This is a genomic window from Mesobacillus jeotgali, assembly GCF_002874535.1.
Lineage (GTDB): Bacteria > Bacillota > Bacilli > Bacillales > Cytobacillaceae > Mesobacillus > Mesobacillus jeotgali.
Genome location: NZ_CP025025.1, coordinates 4,617,639 through 4,639,352, shown reverse-complemented (window position 1 = coordinate 4,639,352; position 21,714 = coordinate 4,617,639). Strand labels below are relative to the sequence as shown.

The window sequence follows — 21,714 nt, the reverse complement described above, 5'->3', positions numbered from 1 at the left end:
TAGGCGGCTGGCTCCAAAAGGTTACCCCACCGACTTCGGGTGTTACAAACTCTCGTGGTGTGACGGGCGGTGTGTACAAGGCCCGGGAACGTATTCACCGCGGCATGCTGATCCGCGATTACTAGCGATTCCGGCTTCATGCAGGCGAGTTGCAGCCTGCAATCCGAACTGAGAATGGATTTATGGGATTGGCTCGACCTCGCGGCTTCGCGACCCTTTGTTCCATCCATTGTAGCACGTGTGTAGCCCAGGTCATAAGGGGCATGATGATTTGACGTCATCCCCACCTTCCTCCGGTTTGTCACCGGCAGTCACCTTAGAGTGCCCAACTGAATGCTGGCAACTAAGATCAAGGGTTGCGCTCGTTGCGGGACTTAACCCAACATCTCACGACACGAGCTGACGACAACCATGCACCACCTGTCACTCTGTCCCCCGAAGGGGAACGCCCTATCTCTAGGGTTGTCAGAGGATGTCAAGACCTGGTAAGGTTCTTCGCGTTGCTTCGAATTAAACCACATGCTCCACCGCTTGTGCGGGCCCCCGTCAATTCCTTTGAGTTTCAGCCTTGCGGCCGTACTCCCCAGGCGGAGTGCTTAATGCGTTTGCTGCAGCACTAAAGGGCGGAAACCCTCTAACACTTAGCACTCATCGTTTACGGCGTGGACTACCAGGGTATCTAATCCTGTTCGCTCCCCACGCTTTCGCGCCTCAGCGTCAGTTACAGACCAGAGAGCCGCCTTCGCCACTGGTGTTCCTCCACATCTCTACGCATTTCACCGCTACACGTGGAATTCCGCTCTCCTCTTCTGCACTCAAGTTCCCCAGTTTCCAATGACCCTCCCCGGTTGAGCCGGGGGCTTTCACATCAGACTTAAGGAACCGCCTGCGCGCGCTTTACGCCCAATAATTCCGGACAACGCTTGCCACCTACGTATTACCGCGGCTGCTGGCACGTAGTTAGCCGTGGCTTTCTGGTCAGGTACCGTCAAGGTACCGGCAGTTACTCCGATACTTGTTCTTCCCTGACAACAGAACTTTACGACCCGAAGGCCTTCATCGTTCACGCGGCGTTGCTCCGTCAGACTTTCGTCCATTGCGGAAGATTCCCTACTGCTGCCTCCCGTAGGAGTCTGGGCCGTGTCTCAGTCCCAGTGTGGCCGATCACCCTCTCAGGTCGGCTACGCATCGTTGCCTTGGTGAGCCGTTACCTCACCAACTAGCTAATGCGCCGCGGGCCCATCTGTAAGTGACAGCCGAAACCGTCTTTCAGCTTTCCCTCATGTGAGGGAAAGGATTATCCGGTATTAGCTCCGGTTTCCCGAAGTTATCCCAGTCTTACAGGCAGGTTGCCCACGTGTTACTCACCCGTCCGCCGCTGATCTTCAAAAGCAAGCTAATGAAGATCCGCTCGACTTGCATGTATTAGGCACGCCGCCAGCGTTCGTCCTGAGCCAGGATCAAACTCTCCAAGAAAGAGTTATGAGTTAGCTCATAAAGTTAAAACGTTGGCTCATGGTCTTCTATAATAGAAGCCATGATCATTTATTGTTTGTTGACGCTTGTTTGTTTAGTTTTCAAAGAACAATTTATTGTCTCGCCGCTCAGAAGCGACTTTCATAATATAACATGTGACCGATTTGATGTCAATCACATTTTTTATTATTTTCCCACTGATTCACCGTGTTACCGAGTGGCTCAGCAGCGACGTTTATTAATATAACAGGATAATTTATTTCCGTCAACAAGAATTGCGAAAAAAGTTTTCTTATTGTTTTTTACCCTTTATACATGCTCTTCTTCGCTGGCATATACTTAAGGCATTCCTTTGGAGAAGCTACTCTTTTAAAGAGAGAAAACAGTATTTGATATCTTTCTTTCATTGACCTCTTTACAACATGATCAATACGATCATCCTTCAGATCGAATAGGATTTCATCCATTTCCCTTTTGATTAAGTATTCTAGTTCTTTCAATTCTTTCTCATTGATCAGAACACCAAGCATACATACACTCCTGTTCATTTTTCACATAGTGGTTGTAGTGTTATCTTTTTTCCTGATTTTTATAATCTGATTTTTATTATCATATCTTTTTAATTTGCGGAATAAAAATGAGACAAGGAGTGCATTGGACGAGGTGGTGAGAAAATGAATTTCTTTTATGTAATGAATGCTAAGTCGATTAAAACAGCTTTTGTCATCGTTATTGCAGCCTTTTTTACAGCATGGTTCTTTTACATGGAAAATATGGTCCAACTCCCTGCTTTTTCAGCAAAAGATGGTCCTAAAGCCATTTATAAAGGAGAAAAGGATTTAGCTTTGACCTTTAATATCGGCTGGGGCGATGAAAAAGCTGAACCTATTCTTGACGTTCTGAAGAAAGAGAAAGCAGGAGCTGTCACCTTCTTCTTGTCAGGGTCCTGGGCAGAAAGACATCCAGACCTGGTGAACCGGATGGTGAAAGATGGGTATGAAATTGGCATGCTTGGATATGAGTATAAGGATTATACCGATCTAGAGGAAGATAAAATCAGGCGTGATATCCTAAAAGCTCAGGAAGCATTTAAAAAGCTTAATGTTAAGAACATTGAGCTGCTGCGTGCCCCTACTGGCCATTTTGATCAACGCACCTTAAAAATTGCCGAACGACTTGGGTATACGGTCGTCCACTGGAGTCTTGATACAAAGGATTGGACGAATCCTGGCACTGAGGTCATTGCCGAGAATGCCGCAAAGGCAAAGAAAGGTGATATCCTCTTGATGCATGCTTCTGATTCAGCTAAGCAAACAGCCGAAGCACTGCCTCTGGTGTTAAAGGATATCAGGTCAAAGAATCTGAAGATGGTCACTGTTTCAGAAATGATCGCTAACGGTGACTCTAAATCAAAAGAAATAAAATAACCGTCCAACTATGCGTTGGACGGTTTTTTTTGTACTTTTCCATTTGTTTTTGTTTTAACCTTTTTTTCAAGGGCTTTTCGCTCTTCCTGTGATTTCTGGTTAAGCTTATGCAAAACCAGAAGCTGGTAGGCATTACATGCTAACAATGGAAACAGCATGAGATAAAGCCAACTGTGCTCGTTCACTCGGAGTACAGGCACCCATTCAATCACTGTTACGACAGTCATGAAAAACAACGCTGGTATTAAAGCTTCTTTGTTGGTTTGCTTAACCTTCATAAACGCTACAATCAATCCAGCGACCAGGACAATTACCGCGAGACCTATATAAGGCATGATGCTCTCGCCGCTTTCCGCGAAGGCGTTAAAACGCAGATATACGAGGTCAAACAATACAAAAGCAATCAACAGGACTTGTACTGGATTCCATAGAGATTTAAAAATACCAAGGCCAAAACGATGTACGGTCAAGTAAGCGAAGAAACCCATTTGGCTAAGAATGCTAAATATAAGACCGACACCCATTAGCCATACTAAAATTGAAAGGAATTCAAGAATGTTGAAATCACTTAACAGCTGCTGGAATTCACTCCAGCGGACAATAAAACCAACCACAGCAGTTGTCACCGCTCCAACAACCAGGGTGGTGAGAAATAAGTGTACCCAATTACGGCTTGTCACGATTTTTTCCCCCAAAAGAAAATTAAACTTCACCATTTGATTGTACCAATGCGGGTTTGAAAAATCTAGGTGTCGTTATTCGTGTATAACAATTTGTCATTTTACTCATCCTAAAATTAGGGCTGTCTATGTGAAAGGGGAATGGAAGATGAAGAAGATCATGAAGTTTTTACTCCCTGCAACCTTTTTACTTTTAGCTGCCGGCTGTGCTGCTCCGGCCGAGTCAGCAGGGGGGCAAGTCGATTATGAGGAAACAAAGAAAATGGTTGTCGACATCCTGAAGACTGACGATGGCAAAAAAGCGATTCAGGAAGTCATGGGTGACGATGGCATGAAGGAAAAGTTAATAATGGACCAGCCGGTCGTAATTGATACAGTTGAAAAAACACTGACCTCCGAAAAAGGCATGGAGTTTTGGAAAAAATCCTTAGAGGATCCAAAATTCGCTGAGAGCCTCGCAAAAAGCATGAAGAAGGAAAATGAAAAGCTGTTAAAGGACCTTATGAAGGATCCAGAATATAAAGGCATGATGATTGAAGTCATGAAGGATCCTGAACTTGAAAAGGAATTAATTACAGTCCTTAAAAGTAAAGAATACCGGGAACATTTACAAAAGGTCATGACTGAAACCTTTGAGAGCCCATTATTCAAAGCGAAGCTGCAGGCATTGATTGTCAAAGCCGCTGAGGAAATGCCAACCCAAAAGTCTGAAGGCGACTCTGAAGAAGGCGGCGGTGGTTCCGGCGGCGGTGGCGGTTCTGAAGAAGGCGGAGGCTCTGGAGGTCAATAAATAAGGACAGGCTGTTGGTCAGCCCCGACCAGCAAGCAAAAATGATATGAAAGAGCCTCTCCTGAAAAGGAGAGGCTCTCTTGTTATATTACTTTCCAAGCATTTGGACGACTTGCTGGGCAATATTTGTATAAAGGGCGCCAATTTTATCGTCTTCCTGATAAATGGATGGTGCAAAGTCTTCTTCATTCCAGGTTGGCTGGCCTAATGGCAGTTTGCCTAACAGCTTAGTGTTTAGCTCGTCTGCCAGCTTTTCACCGCCGCCTTGCCCAAAGACATATTCTTTTTCTTCAGTCAGCTTGCTTTCAAAGTAAGACATATTTTCAATGACACCGAGAATTTCATGTTCTGTACGAAGCGCCATCGCACCTGCACGCGCAGCAACGAACGCTGCTGTCGGGTGCGGAGTGGTAACGATGATTTCTTTACATGATGGCAGCATGGTGTGTACATCCAATGCTACATCCCCTGTTCCTGGTGGCAAGTCCAACAGGAGATAATCCAGTTCTCCCCATTCTACTTCATTGAAGAAGCTATTCAGCATTTTGCCTAGCATCGGTCCGCGCCAAATAATTGGTGCATTATCTTCAACAAAGAATCCCATAGAGATGACTTTCACTCCGTGTCTTTCTACTGGAATGATTCTTTCTCCCCTTACAACCGGACGCTTTGTGATGCCCATCATGTCAGGAACACTGAAACCGTAGATGTCAGCATCAACAAGTCCAACTTTTTTACCTAAACGAGCAAGTGAGACAGCAAGGTTAACGGAAACAGTAGATTTACCTACTCCTCCTTTTCCGCTTGCGATCGCGATGAATGTTGTTTGGCTATTAGGAGACAGCAAGCCTTCCTCTTCTTCAGGAGCCGCTGTCTGGAATTTTGATAGAACTTCTGCAGGCAGTTCAGAGAAACGCAATCCTACAGATTCCGCTCCAGCGCTTTTTAAGATATTGACAATTTCCGTTTGCAGCTGCAGCTGTTCTGCAGTACCTGTTTTCGCGATAGCTATTTTAACGCTTACATGGTTCTTCTCTTCTTTGATCTTGATTTCTTCGATTGCATTTATCTCTTCGAGTGTTTTATGTAAAAATGGTTCCTTAAGGTCTTTTAAACTTTCGCGCACCTTAGCTTCAGTTAACATAATGACACCTTCCTCTGTAAAAATTTATCTCCAAGGACAGTATAACATATTGATAAAATTCCTAAGTGTTAAACCTATCACACATTTCTGAAAGATATTTTTTCCAAAAAGAAAAAGAAGGATCCAGGACCCCTCTTTATTTTTCCCAAAATTTTTGTTCATCTGTAAAATATCTGAGCATGCCTTCATATATTGAGGCTGCAACTTTTTCCTGATAAGCTTCATCTTTCAGATTTGCGGCTTCTTGTGGATTGGATAAGAACCCTATTTCCACCAAAACCCCAGGTTTATTTGTATGCTTCAATAAATAAATACCGTTCGCAGCCTTTGCATCTCGGTCTGTGTTTTCAAGATTTCGGCGTAATTCATCCTGGATCAGTTTGGCGGCTCGTTTGTTCTCTTTATAATTCGTGGAGTAGAAGGTTTGCGCCCCTTTCCATTTGGAGGATGGGATCGCGTTCAAGTGTATCGTTGCAAAAAAATCGGCTTCAGAATCATTTACCAAGTCCAGTCTTCTCTTTAAATCCTGGACCTTTCTCTTACTGTAGCCCTTGAGCCCTTTATCCGCGAGGTCGACATCTGTCTCACGAGTCATGATGACAAGTGCTCCCTGTTGCTGTAGGTAATCCCTTAATTTCAAGGAGACACTCAGCGCGATATCTTTTTCAAAGGGTTCCTCTTCTCCTGCTCCCGGGTCAACGCCTCCATGTCCAGGATCAAGGTATATGATTTTTCCCGACAGTGGCAGGTTCCACGATTCCCAGGAATCATTCTCGGTAAAATCATATTGCAATATAAGGAACAGCACGACAAGGCCGGCTGCAAATAATCCGAATTTGAGTTTCTTCAGCATGTTCTAAACCATCCTTCCCAGCTAGTCCCTGATAATAAACTATATGGGACAGGTCGACGGTTTAGAACTGCTGCTAGTGCAGCCTCATTTTATATTTCTTTTCACCTTTCATGAATCCTTCTCTCCACCAGCTGTCTACATACTGTTCACACAAGTAGTAAAGTTCTTCTGAACCTACTCCCTCTTCACCCTTCCCCCAAAAAAGGAAAAAGTTATATAAGGTGTCAATCAAATGCCGCTCTTCTTTTTCACAGCGGGGCTTAACCGCCTCTATCGGTTCACCGAAATATCCAAAACGACTGAACTTTGCGCCAAGTAAATAAGCTTCTATAGCTACATCGTAGCAAGCTTCTTCGATTCCTGAATTCATGATTAGATTCGAGGTCAGCCTTGATGAGCCAAAATATTGTTTCACCCTGCCTTGCAGGATGTTAATTGATAATTCACGGAGCATCGATCGCTCATATTTCACTTGTTTTTGTTTTCTTTTATCTACAAATGTCGTTACGACGTTCAAAGTAATCTCACCCCTTAGAAAGTAGTGTTCAACCTTCGTAAGGGAGTAATGCAATATTGAGCGACGATTCCTTTTCCAGTTTTCTCAGACGTTTACTGAATAATATTCCCGTATTATCGTTAGGATGAAATGCCCAATTATGGATATCCATTTCTAGTAAATACCCTACTAACGGTCCTGTTCAATAATAGTCAGAATTGTTAGACTTATTATTACAACTAGAACTAGCTTCAATTTTATCTCTGAGGAGGGAAAGAAATGGAGCAAGGTGTTCGTGTTATTCCTTATACTGTGATTGATGAGTCAGAGGAAATCAAAGAGGTGCCAAAAGGTGTTGAGCTGATCCAGGCACCCAAGCTTTGGAACGAAACAAAAGGTTATGGAATGAAGGTTGCTGTTTTGGATACTGGCTGTGAAACAACACACCCTGATTTAAAGGACCGAATTATTGGCGGCAGGAATTTTACAGATGATGACCGCGGCAACCCTGATCTTTATACTGACTATAATGGTCACGGTACACACGTCGCAGGCACGATTGCCGCTCAGGAAAATGAGTCAGGCGTTATCGGTGTCGCGCCAGAGGCGGGTCTGCTGATTGCAAAAGTATTGAACAAGGCTGGTTCAGGAAAATATGAGTGGATCATCAAAGGTATTCATTATGCGATTGAGCAGGAAGCGGATATTATCTCGATGTCGCTGGGCGGACCAGCTGACGTTCCTGAATTGCACGAGGCGATTCAAGCCGCTGTAAAAAAGAATATCCTTGTCGTCTGTGCCGCTGGCAATGAAGGGGATGGCGACGATGCTACCAATGAATTCGCCTATCCAGGTGCTTATAACGAAGTCATCAGTGTGGGCGCCGTGAACCTTGAACGAGGTTCATCCGACTTTACCAACTCACATAATGAAATTGATGTCGTCGCTCCTGGTGAGCGGATTACATCAACTTATCTTAACGGAAAGTATGCGACCTTGAGCGGTACTTCAATGGCAGCACCACACGTTTCAGGTGCACTGGCATTGATTAAAACATATGCTAAAGCCCACTTTGAGCGAGAGCTGACGGAAACTGAATTGTATGCGCAACTGGTCAAGCGGACTGTGCCGCTCGGCAATTCGCCTAAGCTGGAAGGCAATGGCCTCGTTTATCTGACTGTTCCGGACCATCTAGCAGAAATCTTTGACCAGAGCTTTAAAACGATGGTCATGGATGCGATATGATTCTTTCGGCAAGTGAGGCTTATATTTATAACATCGAAAATAAAACGTATTATGATGCTGAACTGGATGCTCGAGTTCGCAATGATTATTATTGCGATACTTCTTTTACGTCAGAAGAACTCCATTCTCTGTTGGTCCGGACACATACGTCCCATTTAAAATATTCGCCGCATGAGTACGTTTATCCATGGGTGGACTTACAGGAGAACCTGCAGCTGAAGAGTCTTTACTCCGGGCAGGATCTTGACCCGTTTGAGGTGATTGAAGAAGACCTGCGACTCATGAATACTTTGAGCGAAGGAGGCTTTACAACCAGTTCTGAGTTTCTTTTCAATACCGAACATGTTGTGCCCCAATCCTGGTTTGATGGCGATGAGCCAATGCGAGGCGATCTCCATCACTTGTTTGCCTGTGAACCTGGATGCAATAGCATGAGGAGCAATCTCCCTTATTACGATTTTCAGTCCTATGAACCTGAGCTTGCAGCTTCTGGCATCAGGACAGGCTGCGGCATGGTGAAAGCCGGAAAATTCGAACCAGAATATGGGAAAGGTATTGTCGCAAGAGCCGTTTTTTACTTTGCTTTAAGATATAAAGATGTTATCAGGATGGATACACAGATGAATCTCGAGCTTTTGCTTAGCTGGCATTACAATTATCCTGTTACACTATATGAAAAGCATCGAAATGCAGCAATCCAGGAGCTTCAGGGTAACCGGAACCCTTTTATTGATTTCCCGGAGAAAGCTAGAGACATGCTTGGATTATAGTACAATTCCGCCTGGAAACGTGAGCTCAGGCGGTTTTTCTTGTGTATGAGTAATTATTAATGCAGAACCTCTCCTTTTACTCTTTTGACCTCTTTTCCGCATTTTTGGGCAATGCAGAGCCTTTCCTTTTACCCTTTTTGCTCCATCCTCGCATTTTCGGGCAATGCAGCGCCTCTCCTTTTACCCTTTTGGCTTCATTCTCACATTTTCGGGCAATGCAGAACCTCTCCTTTTACCCTTTGCGATTCATTCTCGCATTTTCGGGCAATGCAGCGACTTTCCTTTTACCCTTTTGGCTCCATCCTCGCATTTTCGGGTAATGCAATGCCTTTCCTTTTACCCTTTTGAGTCCATTCTCACATTTTCGGGCAATGCAGAGCCTCTCCTTTTACCCTTTTCGCTTCATTTTCGTATTTTCGGGTAATGCAAAGCCTCTCCTTTTACCCTTTTGAGTACATTCTCATATTTTCGGGCAATGCAGAACCTCTCCTTTTACCCTTTTCGCTTCTTTTCCGCATTTTCGGGAAATGCAGGCGTTCTTCCTGCTTGTATAGCAGCGACCTCCAATATGATTTTCCTTTAATTTACTAACAAGGATATTGTGGACAACAGGGCAAACTAAACCTGAATACAGATGAAGGGATGGATTTCTATGTCTATGGAGTGGTTCGATCGTGTCGTTGGAGAGTTACAGGATCATCTTGAATCTATTTGTGAAAAGTATGATCAAGAAGGCCAGATGGCAGTTGAGAGAGGCTCGAAGCATCCAAGGATACAATTCTTTGTGGATTATGATGATGGTGAAAGAGACTATTTCTATATATTATATTTCGATCCGCATAATGAAGAATTCTATACGGAAACCATTGATGAGGACCTGGAGCAGCCTGCGCGTGTCATTCTTTCGGATATTGATGATATTGTCGATGCGGTTCATGAAGGTTTTCACGATTACATAAACGATGATGAGGACGAGCTCGACGTCGTTTATGCAACGGAAGATGATGACACGGTATATTATGAAGATGAAAGAATCGATGAAGATGATGAGTTATATGTGGCGGAGCTTATAGACGAAGACGATATCCTTGAGGAAATCGATGTTGAGTGGGAAACACCTGAGGTTACGGCATTTTTCAAGGAGGATGAGGTTGAGGTTACCTACCAGTTCGGCCTTGTAGAGGAGACAGGTGACGGAGTCCTTCGCCGTGTTAATCGGATTTGGACCGAGGATGATGAAATGGTCAAAGACGAAACAAACTTTATCTTCACCAAGGAAGAGGCCCCTACCATCATCGCGATGATCGCCAGCCATATGGATTCCATGCAGGGATATGAGGATTAAAACATTTGGGCGGAGGCATAGAATGATGCCTTCGCTTTTTTTGGCTGATTTCTCATTGCTTTTTGATTTTCGGATAAAAAAATTAACCATAAACTCATTTATCCGACTTACAAACAGCAATAATTGTTATTTAAACAGCTCGTTAACATCTGTATATTACACTTGAAAAATTTTATTCGCGCTTTTCACAATTTTATTCGCGCTTTTCACAACTTTATTGGCGATTTTCTAATTTTATTAGCGAAAATAATGTTTTATTGGCGAAAATCGAATTTTATTGGCGAACTGGAAATTCAGAGTGTTTTTTTCCAGTTCACCAGCAAACCTTCTCGGAAAGTCTTTCGCAATTTTTACCATTCCACTCAGTCACATAAAAAAAGACCCCCAACCAGAGGTTGAGAGTCTTTCCGAAGCGTAAAATTAACGCTTTGAGAACTGAGGTGCACGACGAGCGCCTTTAAGACCGTATTTCTTACGTTCTTTCATACGAGCGTCACGAGTCAGTAGTCCAGCACGCTTAAGTGTTGGACGGAATTCTGGGTCAGCTTGAAGTAACGCACGAGCGATACCGTGGCGGATTGCGCCAGCCTGGCCAGTGTATCCACCGCCATTTACGTTAACGTGGATATCGTAGCTTCCTACAGTTTCAGTAGCAACAAGCGGCTGCTTAACTACTTCACGTAGAGCTGCGAATGGGATATAGTCTTCAATTTCACGATCATTGATTGTAATTTTTCCAGTGCCTGGTACTAAACGAACTCGCGCAACGGAGCTCTTACGACGACCGGTACCGATATATTGAACCTGTGCCAAGTTAATTACCTCCTTAATAATTATCCGCGAAGTTCGTAAACTTCAGGTTGTTGTGCTTGATGTGGATGCTCGTTTCCAGCATATACATGAAGCTTTTTAAACATTTGGCGTCCAAGAGAGTTCTTTGGAAGCATACCTTTGATAGCAAGTTCAAGCATCTTTTCAGCGTAGTTTGTACGCATTTCAAGAGCTGTTCTTTGCTTCAATCCACCTGGGTGCATTGTGTGGCGGTAGTAGATTTTGTCAGTAAGTTTCTTACCAGTAAGTTCGATCTTTGAAGCGTTGATGATGATTACGTGATCACCAGTGTCAACATGTGGTGTGAAAGTTGGTTTATGTTTACCACGTAGAATAGCTGCAACTTCAGTTGAAAGGCGACCAAGAGTCTTGCCTGCAGCGTCAACTACGTACCATTTACGCTCGATATTGTTGGCATTTGCCATAAACGTTGTACGCATGAGTTTCCCTCCTAAATAGTCAAAAAAAAATCAAGTTCATTGTTGGTATATTTTCAAACACGATAAAGCTCTTCCGGGGCTGATCGTGGGTTTAAAATACATACATATGATATCTTAACCTGTGGTTGAGAGATTGTCAACACCAGGATTAGTTGTCATATCATTTTTTTAAAATTTATTTTCGAATTGCTAACATTTCCTCGTCATAATAAACCTTCCACAGGTACAGTCCGTGACCAGGAGCGGTCTTGCCAGCGATAGTTCGGTCCTGCTCTGCAAGCAGGTGATGCATTGTTTCAGCATCTCTCCTGCCTGTTCCTACCTCCAGCAATGTCCCAACCAGGATCCTTACCATATTGTACAGAAAGCCATCACCGACAAACCTGAATACAAGCAAACCGTTATCCTCGTAAAAATCGATTTCCTTCAACGTCCTGACTCGATCTTCCACCTCGGTTTTAGCTGAGCAAAAACTAGTGAAGTCATGTGTCCCTAGCAGCTGTTTGCTAGCTTCCCTCATTGCATCAAAGTTGAGTTCATACTGGAACTGATAGGCATAATTCCGCTGGAAAGGATCACGGTGCTTTGATGGCAGCAAAAAATAACGGTACTCTTTGCCGACTGCATCAAATCGTGCATGAAAATCTGGTTTTGCTATATCTACTGAAAGAACAGCAATATCAACAGGCAATAATGAATTAAGCGCTATGTGCCATCTGGCAGGCTCAATTTCAAGCGTTGTATCAAAATGGATAACCTGGCCGCGGGCATGGACTCCTGCGTCTGTACGGCCTGATGCACTGACTCTGATGCTTGTACCCTTGTTCATCTTTTCCAAAGCCTTTTCCAGCTCACCCTGGACAGTCCTTTTGCCAGGCTGCACCTGGTAACCGGAAAAACCAGTGCCATCGTATGAAATTGTGCATTTGATTCGCGGCATAATGATTACCCTCTTAAAACTATTAATAGAACCGTGACAGCAGCCAGGAACAGAATCATCATGGTGTCCGGCATACCCCATGTCAGCTGGCGGTATTTGGTGCGTCCTTCGCCGCCCTTGTAGCCTCGTGCTTCCATTGCGACTGCCAGTTCCTCTGCCCGCTTGAACGAACTGATGAACAACGGGATCAGCAATGGAACAATCGCTTTGATTCGGTCTTTGATCGGACCGCTGTTATACTCTACTCCCCTGGCCGTTTGAGCCTTCATGATTTTGTCTGTTTCCTGCATGAGCGTCGGAATGAATCTAAGCGAAATCGACATCATCAACGCCAGCTCATGGACGGGGAATTTAAATTTCTTCAAAGGATTCAGCAATGTCTCCAGTCCATCAGTGATTTCGATTGGCGTAGTAGTCAGGGTCAATAGTGACGTGATCAAAATCAGCAGCAGGAACCTCAGTGAAATGAAGATACCTTGTCTGAGACCTTCTTCATATATTTGCAGCCATCCAAATTCGAAGATGACATCGCCTTCTTTTGTCATGAAGATGTGGAGCAGGAACGTGAAAATCACCAGAAAAAATACTGGCTTGAGCCCGCCATATAAGAACCTCAGCGGAATCCTCGACAGTCCGACCATAATAAGTGTATAAGCAGCTAACACTCCGTACGTGAGCACATTGTTCGCGATAAATACGACAATCACGAAAAGGAATACGATGATCAGCTTGGAACGCGGGTCCATCCGATGAAGGATAGAGTCTCCCGGCACATAACGGCCAAAAATCATTTTTTCCATCATTTTGTACCGCCCCTTTCCATAAACTCTGCCACCATTTCGGCGAGTTCCTCCTCGGAAAGGCTGATTTTGCTGAACTTAGTATTGAAGGCTTCTTCAATCTTCAACTGTAAGCCAACTACTTCCGGTACATCCAAACCTAATTCCAATAAAGCCTTAGGATTCGAGAAAATCTGTTCTGGCGTCCCTTTTGTAAAAACCTCTCCCTGATGCATAACCACGATATCATCCGCATAGCGGGCAGCATCTTCCATGCTATGGGTAACAAGAACAGTAGATAGATTTCTTTTTTTATGAAGTGAATAAAATAAGTCCATAATTTCTTTACGTCCGCGCGGATCCAGACCTGCAGTAGGCTCGTCCAATACAATGACCTCTGGCTCCATTGCCAGCACTCCGGCAATTGCTACACGGCGCATTTGTCCGCCTGAAAGATCGAACGGTGATTTTTTAAGGATTTCTTCGGGTAAACCGACCAGATTGATGGCGGCTCTTGCCCGTGTCTTCGCTTCTTTCTCTGTAACGCCAAAATTCATCGGGCCAAACATAATATCCTTTTCGACCGTCTCTTCGAATAACTGATGTTCTGGGAATTGGAAGACAATGCCCACCTTCTCGCGGACACCCTTCAAGTTCTTCTCTTTCCGGCCAGCTCTGATTTCCCTGCTGCCGATTAGTACAGAGCCTTTTGTCGGCTTCAAAAGAGCATTTAAGTGCTGCAGCACAGTTGACTTGCCGGATCCTGTATGGCCAATTACCGCTAGATAAGTTCCTGATGGTACATCGATGGATACATCTGAAATTGCGAGACGCTCAAATGGGGAATCAGCCTGGTAACGATATTCTACATTTTTGAGTGAGATGTCCATAATTCCGTCACCAGCTCTTCTTCTGTCAAATAAGATTTCGTAAGTGTAATTCCTTTTTTACGCAAGATTTTGCTCATTTTTACAGGGAAGGGAATATCCAGACCCAGCTTAATCAGCTCTTCATCCATTTCAAAAATTTCCTCGGGAGTTCCTTCACGGTATAGCTGTCCTTTGTTCATGACGATGATCCTGTCCGCTTTCGCAGCTTCTTCAAGATCATGGGTGATCGAAATGACCGTTATGTTCTCGCGATCCTTCAACTCACGAACAGTTTTGATTACCTCTGCTCGGCCTCTTGGATCGAGCATGGATGTTGCTTCATCCAAAATAATGATCGACGGCTGCAGTGCCAGGACACCAGCAATGGCAACACGCTGTTTTTGGCCGCCAGACAGATGGTGCGGCTCTTGATTTAGAAAGGTTCCCATATTGACTTTATCAAGTGAAGTCTGCACGCGCTCTACCATTATTTCTCTAGGTACGCCGTGATTTTCCAGACCAAAAGCCACATCATCCCGAACCGTTGTTCCAACAAATTGGTTATCAGGATTTTGAAAAACCATTCCTACATTTTCTCTTACATCCCATACCGTATCCTCTGACAAAGTGACTTCGCATACCTCTATCGAACCTTGCTGCGGAAATTGCAGGCCGTTCAATAGTTTTGCAAGTGTGGATTTGCCAGAACCGTTATGCCCGACAATTGCCAGCCACTCACCTTCAAAAATATCAAAACTGATGTTTTTTAACGCGGGGGTCTGCTGCCCTTCATAACTGAAAGATACATTTTCTATTCTAACTAAGGGTTTGCTCATCTCCGCCCTCCTCTCAACTCTTCTTAACTGGCTCTTCTCTTTGTATTTACTTTTTTATAAAATAAAAATTCTTTGTATATAAAAAAAGCCTGCACCTCTCCCCGGGCGGAAGCGATCCGCAAACTGCAGGTCCTATTAGGACTGGGGGAGAAGTACATGAGCTAGACGAGACAGGCAGAACAGCTCCGATTATAAATAGATTGCATCTATCGATAACCGATTCAGGAGAATCCTGAAGTAACCGGACGATGGGGCCAGTGAACTCTTCTTTCCTAGTGGCCTGCTCATCATAACGCTCGTTTTGGCTTGTGCTGCTTTTTTCAGTTTTCGGCAGAGGCTTTGGCCTCAGTATAAGAAAAAAAGGGGATGAAACAAGTTTGTATAAACTGTCCATCGCCCTTGTTGGTTGTTTAATGGTATTAAACTAACTCGATAATTACCATTGGCGCACCATCACCGCGACGTGGTCCAAGTTTCATAATACGAGTGTATCCACCTTGGCGCTCAGCATAGCGTGGAGCGATGTCAGCGAATAATTTTTGAACTGCATCCTGGTTTGTTTCAGCGTTTGCAACTTCGTTACGAACCCAAGCAGAAGCTTGACGGCGAGCGTGAAGGTCTCCGCGCTTTCCAAGAGTAATCATTTTCTCAACAACTGAACGAAGCTCTTTCGCACGTGTTTCAGTAGTTTCAATACGCTCATTGATAATCAAATCAGTTGTTAAGTCACGTAGCATTGCTTTACGCTGGGCACTTGTGCGTCCTAACTTTCTGTATCCCATGAGTGTTTCCCTCCTTTGTTGAAGTCATAAGCCGGCAGTTTTAGTACTGACAGCAAAATGCCTAGTTAATCTGCATTAACTAGTCATCTTTGCGTAAGCCTAAGCCTAGCTCTTCTAGTTTTGCTTTTACTTCTTCTAGTGATTTTCTGCCAAGGTTGCGAACCTTCATCATATCTTCCTCTGTCTTGTGAGCAAGCTCTTGGACAGTGTTGATACCGGCACGCTTTAAGCAGTTATATGAACGAACAGAAAGGTCAAGTTCCTCAATTGTCATTTCAAGGACTTTTTCTTTTTGGTCTTCTTCTTTCTCTACCATGATCTCAGCGTTTTGAGCTTCGTCAGTCAAACCAACAAAAATGTTCAAGTGCTCAGTCAGGATCTTAGAACCTAGTGCAATAGCTTCCTTAGGACCAGTGCTGCCATCTGTCCATACGTCAAATACCAGCTTGTCATAATTCGTCATTTGCCCTACACGAGTGTTTTCTACTTGATAAGATACGCGTGAAACCGGTGTATAGATTGAGTCGATTGGAATGACACCGATCGGCTGGTCTTCCCGCTTGTTTTGGTCAGCAGGATTGTATCCTCGTCCTCTTCTTGCAGTCAGGCGCATACGCAATGAACCTTTGCTAGAAAGTGTAGCGATATGAAGATCCGGGTTAAGGATTTCAACATCACTATCATGCGTGATTGCTGCTGCAGTTACTGGACCCTCGCCCTGTAAATCGATTTCAAGTGTCTTCTCTTCATCAGAGTAGATTTTCAACGCTAATTTCTTAACGTTCAAAATGATTGATGTTACATCTTCTACGACGCCTTCAATTGTTGAGAACTCATGAAGTACTCCATCGATTTGAATCGATGTGACAGCTGCACCTGGGAGTGAGGATAATAGGATACGACGTAAGGAGTTACCCAAAGTTGTACCATATCCACGCTCAAGCGGTTCTACGACAAACTTGCCGTACTTGGCATCATCGCTGATCTCAACCGTTTCGATTTTTGGTTTTTCTATTTCGATCATCAAATATACCCTCCTTCAAAACGTCGAAACCCCGGCAGGCTCTTTACCTTACCGAAATTCCCCCATGTATACGTTCCCGTTTGTGCACAACAACTGGATTAATGATTTCTGTATACCTAGAAAATATTTGTATCATATCCCATTATAGACAGGACTACAAATTCTATACAGAAAAATTAAACACGGCGACGTTTTGGCGGGCGGCAGCCGTTATGTGGAACTGGAGTAACGTCTTTGATTGCAGTTACTTCAAGACCTGCTGCTTGAAGAGCACGGATTGCTGCTTCACGGCCAGCACCTGGTCCCTTAACAGTAACCTCAAGAGTTTTCAAGCCATGTTCCATTGAAGTTTTAGCTGCAGTTTCTGCTGCCATTTGTGCTGCGAATGGAGTGGATTTACGTGAACCCTTGAAACCAAGCGCACCTGCACTAGACCATGATAATGCATTACCATGTACGTCTGTAATTGTTACGATAGTATTGTTGAAAGTTGAACGAATATGCGCAACTCCACTTTCAATATTCTTTTTGACGCGGCGTTTGCGTGTATTAGTTTTACGAGCCATTTAAATGTTACCCTCCTTTACGGATTATTTTTTCTTGTTAGCTACAGTCTTACGTGGGCCTTTACGAGTACGTGCGTTGTTCTTCGTGTTTTGACCGCGAACAGGCAAGCCACGACGATGACGCAAGCCACGATATGAACCAATCTCCATTAGACGCTTGATGTTTAAAGAGATTTCTCGGCGAAGGTCACCTTCAACCTTTAACTTGTCAATGATATCACGGACTTTGTTAAGTTCCTCTTCAGTAAGATCGCGAACGCGAGTGTCTTGAGAAACACCAGCCTCAGCTAGAACCTTCTCAGCAGTCGGTCTGCCGATTCCGTAAATGTATGTTAAAGCAATAACTACACGCTTTTCACGTGGAATATCTACACCAGCAATACGTGCCATCTAGATGCGCACCTCCTTTAAAATTATCCTTGTTTTTGTTTATGTTTAGGGTTTTCACAGATCACCATAACTTTGCCTTTTCTGCGAATAACTTTACATTTTTCGCAAATCGGCTTAACAGATGGTCTCACTTTCATTACTCTAACCTCCTTGATAGTACGGAGTCACGGTTTATTTAAAGCGGTAAGTAATTCTTCCGCGAGTCAAATCATATGGAGAAAGCTCGACTGTTACTTTATCTCCTGGCAGGATACGAATGAAGTGCATTCTTATTTTACCGGAAACATGAGCCAACACTGTATGACCATTCTCTAATTCTACCTTAAACATTGCATTAGGCAAAGTTTCTAATACTGTGCCTTCAATTTCAATTACATCATCTTTCGCCATGAACTGGTCTCCCTTCTTTATTCAAATCGTATTAAATCAAATACTCCGCGTTGACGGAATGTAGCTTCCTATTTGTGACACGTTCTAAGCAGCAAGCAATTGAGAATATCATTGAGAAATACTCAACCTTATGATTATATCATAAAGCTGGCATCCCGTCCGCATAGAAATCACATTTCCGCCTATTTAAAGACTAAAAAACAGATCCAGACGGCCAATCACTGCAATCAGGCTTTGGTTAATATCTCAAAACCAGTTTCTGTGATCGCGATTGTATGCTCAAAATGGGCACACATTTTACCGTCAACCGTTACAACAGTCCAATCATCGGCTAACGTATTAACATAGCGGCTTCCTGCATTCACCATCGGTTCTATGCATAGAACCATACCAGGCTTCAGCCTAGGTCCTCTGTTAGGAGGTCCGTAATGAGGAATTTGCGGGTCCTCATGCAATTCTTGCCCAATTCCATGGCCGACATACTCACGAACAATAGAAAAGCCTTCTGATTCCACATACGTTTGAATCGCATGGGAGATGTTCGAAAGACGTTCCCCTGGCTTGGCTTCTTTCAAGCCTCTGAACAACGACTCTTCGGTCACGTCCAATAGACGCTGGGCTTCCTCATCAATCTTTCCTACCGGGTAAGTCCATGCAGAGTCCCCGTGGTATCCGTTGTACTTTGCTCCGATATCAATACTGATGATGTCGCCTTCATTAAGAACCCGTTCGCCAGGTATCCCGTGAACTAGTTCGTTATTAACTGATGCACAGATGCTGCCGCGAAAACCATTATAACCTTTAAAAGAAGGAGTTGCACCTTGTTTGCGGATAAAACCCTCGGCAATGGCATCCAGCTCTTTAGTTGTAATGCCAGGAGCAATATGTTTTTTCAACTCCTGGTGAGTCATCGCTACAATGCGACCTGCTTCTCGCATAATCTCTATTTCACGAGAGGTTTTACAAACGATCATTAATTTAAGCCCCCAAGCAATTCTTCGATATCAGCAAATACGACATTAATGTCCTGCTGACCGTTAATATTGCGTAAGTAGCCTTTATCTTCATAGAAGTTCAACAGAGGCTTTGTTTGCTGGATATTTACATCCAGACGGTTTTGAACAGTTTCGGCGTTATCATCAGCGCGCTGGTAAAGCTCGCCGCCACATCGGTCACATACGCCTTCCTTTGCAGGAGGGTTGAACACAAGGTGGTAAGTAGCGCCGCAGTTCTTACAAATCCTGCGTCCTGTCAGACGTTCCATTAAGATGCTTTGATCAACATCAATGTTGATGACAAAATCGATTTTCTTTCCAAGATCAGCAAGCATAGTGTCCAGAGCTTCAGCCTGCGCTACTGTACGTGGAAATCCATCCAAGAGGAATCCATTTTCACAATCAGCTTTGCTTAGGCGTTCACGGACAATCCCGATTGTTACTTCATCAGGAACTAGCTCTCCTTTGTCCATAAATGATTTTGCCTGTAATCCAAGTTCCGTTCCTTCTTTGATAGCTGCACGGAACATATCTCCTGTTGAGATATGAGGGATGTTGTATTTACCAACAATTTTATCGGCTTGCGTGCCCTTCCCGGCACCCGGAAGCCCCATCAGAACCAAATTCACAAGATTTCCCCCCTCAGTCTCTATTAAAGATTCAGGGAACCAGGAGTCCCCTAAATCTTATTTTATAAAGCCTTTATAATGGCGTTTTACAAGCTGAGCTTCAAGCTGCTTCATCGTTTCAAGCGCAACGCCTACCACGATCAGCAAGCTTGTTCCGCCAATCTGTACGGATTGAGGCAGACCAGCAAATTGAATGAAAAATACTGGCAGCACAGAGATTACTGATAGGAAAATCGCACCGACGAATGTCAGGCGGTAAAGAACCCTAGTCAGGTACTCCTGTGTGTTTTTGCCCGGACGGATGCCTGGGACATATCCACCTTGCTTCTTCAGATTTTCGGCAACTTGTTCAGGATTCACCTGGATGAACGCATAGAAATACGTGAACGCAATGATCAATGCCACATAGACGATCATACCGATCGGCTGTGTATAATCAAACGTCTTCTGGATCCAAAGTGTCACATCATTCGTGCCGAAGAACTGAGCGATTGTCGGAGGTGTAACGATAAACGAAATCGCGAAGATAACCGGGATAACACCAGCAGCATTCACTTTCAATGGAAGGTGAGTGTTCTGGCCGCCAACCGCGTTGTTTCCTGCGCTCATGCGTTTAGCGTACTGGATCGGTATTTTACGTGTTGCCTGCTGGATGAAGATAACACCAACAACGATTGCGATAACAGCCAATAGAATGAGCAGCATAGTCACAATGCGAAGGAACAAAGCGTCCCCTGCATCAGAGAATTGCTGTGCATAGATCTGGTTGACCATTGTCGGAATACCAGCAACGATACCTGCAAAGATAATGATTGAAATACCGTTTCCTACGCCTTTTGCAGTGATTTGCTCACCGAGCCACATTAGAAATGCAGTTCCGGCAGTCAAGACCGTAGCAATCAGCAAGTAAGTAGCGATACCGGCATTCTGGATCAATAATCCGCCTGCCATATTGTTAAAGCCATAAGACATACCTAGTGCCTGGATAAAACCAAGAACGATCGTGAAATAGCGGGTAAACTGAGCTAATTTACGGCGTCCGACTTCTCCTTGTTTGGACCATTCGGTAAACTTTGGCACAACATCCATCTGCAAGAGCTGGATGATGATTGAAGCGGTGATGTACGGCATGATTCCCATCGCGAAGATGGAGAAGTTCTGCAGTGCACCGCCACCGAAAGTATTCAGCACACCGAAGACACTCATGTCATCCTGTGCTTTTAAAATATCTGCATTTACGCTCGGTACAGGAATAAATGTACCGATACGAAATACAATCAACATTAAAAGGGTGAAGAGAATTTTATTTCTAATTTCACCCACGCGCATAAAATTGGAGATTGTCTGGAACATTAAATCACCTCAGTTTGACCGCCGGCAGCTTTGATCGCTTCTTCGGCTGCAGAGGAGAACTTATGAGCTTTAACAGTTAGTTTCTTTTCAAGGCTTCCTTTAGCAAGTACTTTAATACCCGCTAATTCCTTCCTTACAAGACCTGTTTCAATTAAAAGTTCTGGAGTCACTTCAGTTCCATCTTCGAATACGTTCAAAGCATCAAGGTTAACGACTGCGTACTCTTTGCGGTTGATGTTCGTGAAACCGCGTTTCGGCAAGCGTCGGAATAAAGGAGTTTGACCACCTTCAAAACCAGGGCGTACACCGCCGCCTGAACGAGCGTTTTGACCTTTATGACCTTTACCAGCAGTTTTACCTTGGCCAGAACCGATACCACGTCCTAGACGTTTGCGTTCTTTACGGGAACCTTCTGCAGGCTTTAATTCATGAAGTTTCATGTTGGCACCTCCTTATTTTAAAAAGGATAAATTATTTTTCGTTTACAGTAACAAGGTGAGAAACTTTGTTGATCATGCCGCGGATTGCTGCATTGTCAACCTTCTCAACTGTTTGATTAACTTTACGCAAGCCAAGAGCCTTAACTGTTTCGCGCTGATCTTGCGGACGGCCGATCAGGCTGCGAGTGAGGGTAATTTCTAATTTGTTAGCCATTTGATTTCCC

Annotated in this window: 27 protein-coding genes and 1 rRNA gene (1 of these 28 cut by a window edge); 5 read left to right on the top strand and 23 right to left on the bottom strand. The window is 44.1% G+C overall.

All coding sequences use genetic code 11. The annotated features are described in order from the left end of the window. Together CD004_RS23195 and CD004_RS23190 are read right to left on the bottom strand one after the other, a co-directional pair. Window positions 1-1,476: ribosomal RNA gene (locus tag CD004_RS23195) — 16S ribosomal RNA — on the bottom strand (it extends 74 nt beyond the left edge of the window). Between the two features lie 302 nt (window positions 1,477-1,778). Beyond that, window positions 1,779-2,006, bottom strand: coding sequence for a hypothetical protein (locus tag CD004_RS23190; protein WP_102264883.1), 228 nt, complete (start codon window positions 2,004-2,006; stop codon window positions 1,779-1,781). A 144-nt stretch (window positions 2,007-2,150) separates the two neighbouring features. On the opposite strand from CD004_RS23190, the gene pdaB reads away from it, so the two are divergent. Further along, window positions 2,151-2,903 (top strand): polysaccharide deacetylase family sporulation protein PdaB, encoded by a 753-nt coding sequence (gene pdaB, locus CD004_RS23185; RefSeq protein ID WP_102264882.1) that lies wholly within the window; start codon window positions 2,151-2,153, stop codon window positions 2,901-2,903. A gap of 8 nt (window positions 2,904-2,911) precedes the next feature. Here pdaB and CD004_RS23180 read toward each other — a convergent pair whose 3' ends face one another. Next, window positions 2,912-3,583 (bottom strand): KinB-signaling pathway activation protein, encoded by a 672-nt coding sequence (locus tag CD004_RS23180; RefSeq protein WP_102264881.1) that lies wholly within the window; start codon window positions 3,581-3,583, stop codon window positions 2,912-2,914. A gap of 148 nt (window positions 3,584-3,731) precedes the next feature. On the opposite strand from CD004_RS23180, the gene gerD reads away from it, so the two are divergent. Beyond that, window positions 3,732-4,373: a spore germination lipoprotein GerD gene (gene gerD / locus CD004_RS23175; RefSeq protein ID WP_102264880.1), complete on the top strand. Its 642-nt coding sequence runs from the start codon at window positions 3,732-3,734 to the stop codon at window positions 4,371-4,373. 88 nt (window positions 4,374-4,461) lie between these two features. On the opposite strand, the gene CD004_RS23170 is transcribed toward gerD, so the two are convergent. The 3 genes from CD004_RS23170 to CD004_RS23160 form a co-directional block, all read right to left on the bottom strand. After that, window positions 4,462-5,517 (bottom strand): Mrp/NBP35 family ATP-binding protein, encoded by a 1,056-nt coding sequence (locus CD004_RS23170; RefSeq protein WP_102264879.1) that lies wholly within the window; start codon window positions 5,515-5,517, stop codon window positions 4,462-4,464. A 136-nt stretch (window positions 5,518-5,653) separates the two neighbouring features. Beyond that, window positions 5,654-6,370 (bottom strand): N-acetylmuramoyl-L-alanine amidase CwlD, encoded by a 717-nt coding sequence (gene cwlD / locus CD004_RS23165; protein WP_102264878.1) that lies wholly within the window; start codon window positions 6,368-6,370, stop codon window positions 5,654-5,656. Window positions 6,371-6,443: 73 nt separating this feature from the next. Further along, window positions 6,444-6,887, bottom strand: a complete 444-nt coding sequence (locus CD004_RS23160) for a YbaK family protein (protein WP_102264877.1) — start codon at window positions 6,885-6,887, stop codon at window positions 6,444-6,446. Window positions 6,888-7,145: 258 nt separating this feature from the next. Between CD004_RS23160 and CD004_RS23155 the strand changes: the two genes are divergently transcribed. The 3 genes from CD004_RS23155 (at window position 7,146) to CD004_RS23145 (ending at window position 10,226) form a co-directional block, all read left to right on the top strand. Then, window positions 7,146-8,111 carry a S8 family peptidase gene (locus CD004_RS23155; protein ID WP_102264876.1) on the top strand — a complete coding sequence of 322 codons (966 nt, stop codon included), beginning with the start codon at window positions 7,146-7,148 and terminating at the stop codon, window positions 8,109-8,111. Further along, window positions 8,108-8,881 carry an endonuclease I family protein gene (locus CD004_RS23150; protein ID WP_102264875.1) on the top strand — a complete coding sequence of 258 codons (774 nt, stop codon included), beginning with the start codon at window positions 8,108-8,110 and terminating at the stop codon, window positions 8,879-8,881. The genes CD004_RS23155 and CD004_RS23150 overlap by 4 nt, the downstream gene beginning before the upstream one ends. Window positions 8,882-9,533: 652 nt before the next feature. Further along, on the top strand, window positions 9,534-10,226 hold the full coding sequence (locus CD004_RS23145) for a hypothetical protein (RefSeq protein ID WP_102264874.1): 693 nt from the start codon (window positions 9,534-9,536) through the stop codon (window positions 10,224-10,226). Between the two features lie 420 nt (window positions 10,227-10,646). Here the strand turns inward: CD004_RS23145 and rpsI are convergent, their stop codons facing one another. From rpsI to rpmD, 17 genes are all read right to left on the bottom strand, one after another. After that, window positions 10,647-11,039, bottom strand: a complete 393-nt coding sequence (rpsI, locus tag CD004_RS23140; protein WP_023626399.1) for a 30S ribosomal protein S9 — start codon at window positions 11,037-11,039, stop codon at window positions 10,647-10,649. A 20-nt stretch (window positions 11,040-11,059) separates the two neighbouring features. Continuing rightward, window positions 11,060-11,497, bottom strand: coding sequence for a 50S ribosomal protein L13 (gene rplM / locus CD004_RS23135; protein ID WP_079504238.1), 438 nt, complete (start codon window positions 11,495-11,497; stop codon window positions 11,060-11,062). A 175-nt stretch (window positions 11,498-11,672) separates the two neighbouring features. Further along, entirely contained in the window at window positions 11,673-12,437 is a 765-nt protein-coding gene (gene truA, locus CD004_RS23130) for a tRNA pseudouridine(38-40) synthase TruA (RefSeq protein WP_180321261.1), read from the bottom strand. 5 nt (window positions 12,438-12,442) lie between these two features. Then, window positions 12,443-13,240 carry a cobalt ECF transporter T component CbiQ gene (gene cbiQ / locus CD004_RS23125; protein ID WP_102264873.1) on the bottom strand — a complete coding sequence of 266 codons (798 nt, stop codon included), beginning with the start codon at window positions 13,238-13,240 and terminating at the stop codon, window positions 12,443-12,445. Then, window positions 13,237-14,106, bottom strand: coding sequence for an energy-coupling factor ABC transporter ATP-binding protein (locus tag CD004_RS23120; RefSeq protein ID WP_102264872.1), 870 nt, complete (start codon window positions 14,104-14,106; stop codon window positions 13,237-13,239). Before CD004_RS23120 ends, cbiQ begins: the two co-directional genes overlap by 4 nt. Continuing rightward, window positions 14,082-14,921, bottom strand: a complete 840-nt coding sequence (locus CD004_RS23115; protein ID WP_102264871.1) for an energy-coupling factor ABC transporter ATP-binding protein — start codon at window positions 14,919-14,921, stop codon at window positions 14,082-14,084. Before CD004_RS23115 ends, CD004_RS23120 begins: the two co-directional genes overlap by 25 nt. Before the next feature lie 419 nt (window positions 14,922-15,340). Next, entirely contained in the window at window positions 15,341-15,703 is a 363-nt protein-coding gene (gene rplQ / locus CD004_RS23110; RefSeq protein ID WP_041966509.1) for a 50S ribosomal protein L17, read from the bottom strand. Window positions 15,704-15,782: 79 nt separating this feature from the next. Continuing rightward, window positions 15,783-16,727 carry a DNA-directed RNA polymerase subunit alpha gene (locus CD004_RS23105; protein ID WP_102264870.1) on the bottom strand — a complete coding sequence of 315 codons (945 nt, stop codon included), beginning with the start codon at window positions 16,725-16,727 and terminating at the stop codon, window positions 15,783-15,785. Window positions 16,728-16,903: 176 nt separating this feature from the next. After that, window positions 16,904-17,293: a 30S ribosomal protein S11 gene (gene rpsK / locus CD004_RS23100; RefSeq protein WP_023626407.1), complete on the bottom strand. Its 390-nt coding sequence runs from the start codon at window positions 17,291-17,293 to the stop codon at window positions 16,904-16,906. 24 nt (window positions 17,294-17,317) lie between these two features. Then, the gene (gene rpsM, locus CD004_RS23095) at window positions 17,318-17,683 is read right to left on the bottom strand and encodes a 30S ribosomal protein S13 (RefSeq protein ID WP_102264869.1); all 366 of its coding nucleotides are present in this window, start codon (window positions 17,681-17,683) and stop codon (window positions 17,318-17,320) included. A 23-nt stretch (window positions 17,684-17,706) separates the two neighbouring features. Beyond that, window positions 17,707-17,820 (bottom strand): 50S ribosomal protein L36, encoded by a 114-nt coding sequence (gene rpmJ, locus CD004_RS23090; RefSeq protein ID WP_003156543.1) that lies wholly within the window; start codon window positions 17,818-17,820, stop codon window positions 17,707-17,709. 34 nt (window positions 17,821-17,854) lie between these two features. Beyond that, window positions 17,855-18,073 (bottom strand): translation initiation factor IF-1, encoded by a 219-nt coding sequence (infA, locus tag CD004_RS23085; RefSeq protein WP_019157108.1) that lies wholly within the window; start codon window positions 18,071-18,073, stop codon window positions 17,855-17,857. Window positions 18,074-18,300: 227 nt separating this feature from the next. After that, window positions 18,301-19,047, bottom strand: coding sequence for a type I methionyl aminopeptidase (gene map, locus CD004_RS23080; RefSeq protein WP_102264868.1), 747 nt, complete (start codon window positions 19,045-19,047; stop codon window positions 18,301-18,303). Then, window positions 19,047-19,697 carry an adenylate kinase gene (locus CD004_RS23075; protein ID WP_102264867.1) on the bottom strand — a complete coding sequence of 217 codons (651 nt, stop codon included), beginning with the start codon at window positions 19,695-19,697 and terminating at the stop codon, window positions 19,047-19,049. The genes map and CD004_RS23075 overlap by 1 nt, the downstream gene beginning before the upstream one ends. Window positions 19,698-19,754: 57 nt before the next feature. Then, window positions 19,755-21,050 carry a preprotein translocase subunit SecY gene (gene secY / locus CD004_RS23070; protein ID WP_102264866.1) on the bottom strand — a complete coding sequence of 432 codons (1,296 nt, stop codon included), beginning with the start codon at window positions 21,048-21,050 and terminating at the stop codon, window positions 19,755-19,757. Further along, a complete protein-coding gene (gene rplO / locus CD004_RS23065) occupies window positions 21,050-21,490 on the bottom strand; it encodes a 50S ribosomal protein L15 (protein ID WP_041966516.1) in 441 nt (146 codons plus the stop codon). The genes secY and rplO overlap by 1 nt, the downstream gene beginning before the upstream one ends. 31 nt (window positions 21,491-21,521) lie before the next feature. Then, entirely contained in the window at window positions 21,522-21,704 is a 183-nt protein-coding gene (gene rpmD, locus CD004_RS23060; RefSeq protein WP_102264865.1) for a 50S ribosomal protein L30, read from the bottom strand. Window positions 21,705-21,714 lie beyond the last annotated feature (10 nt).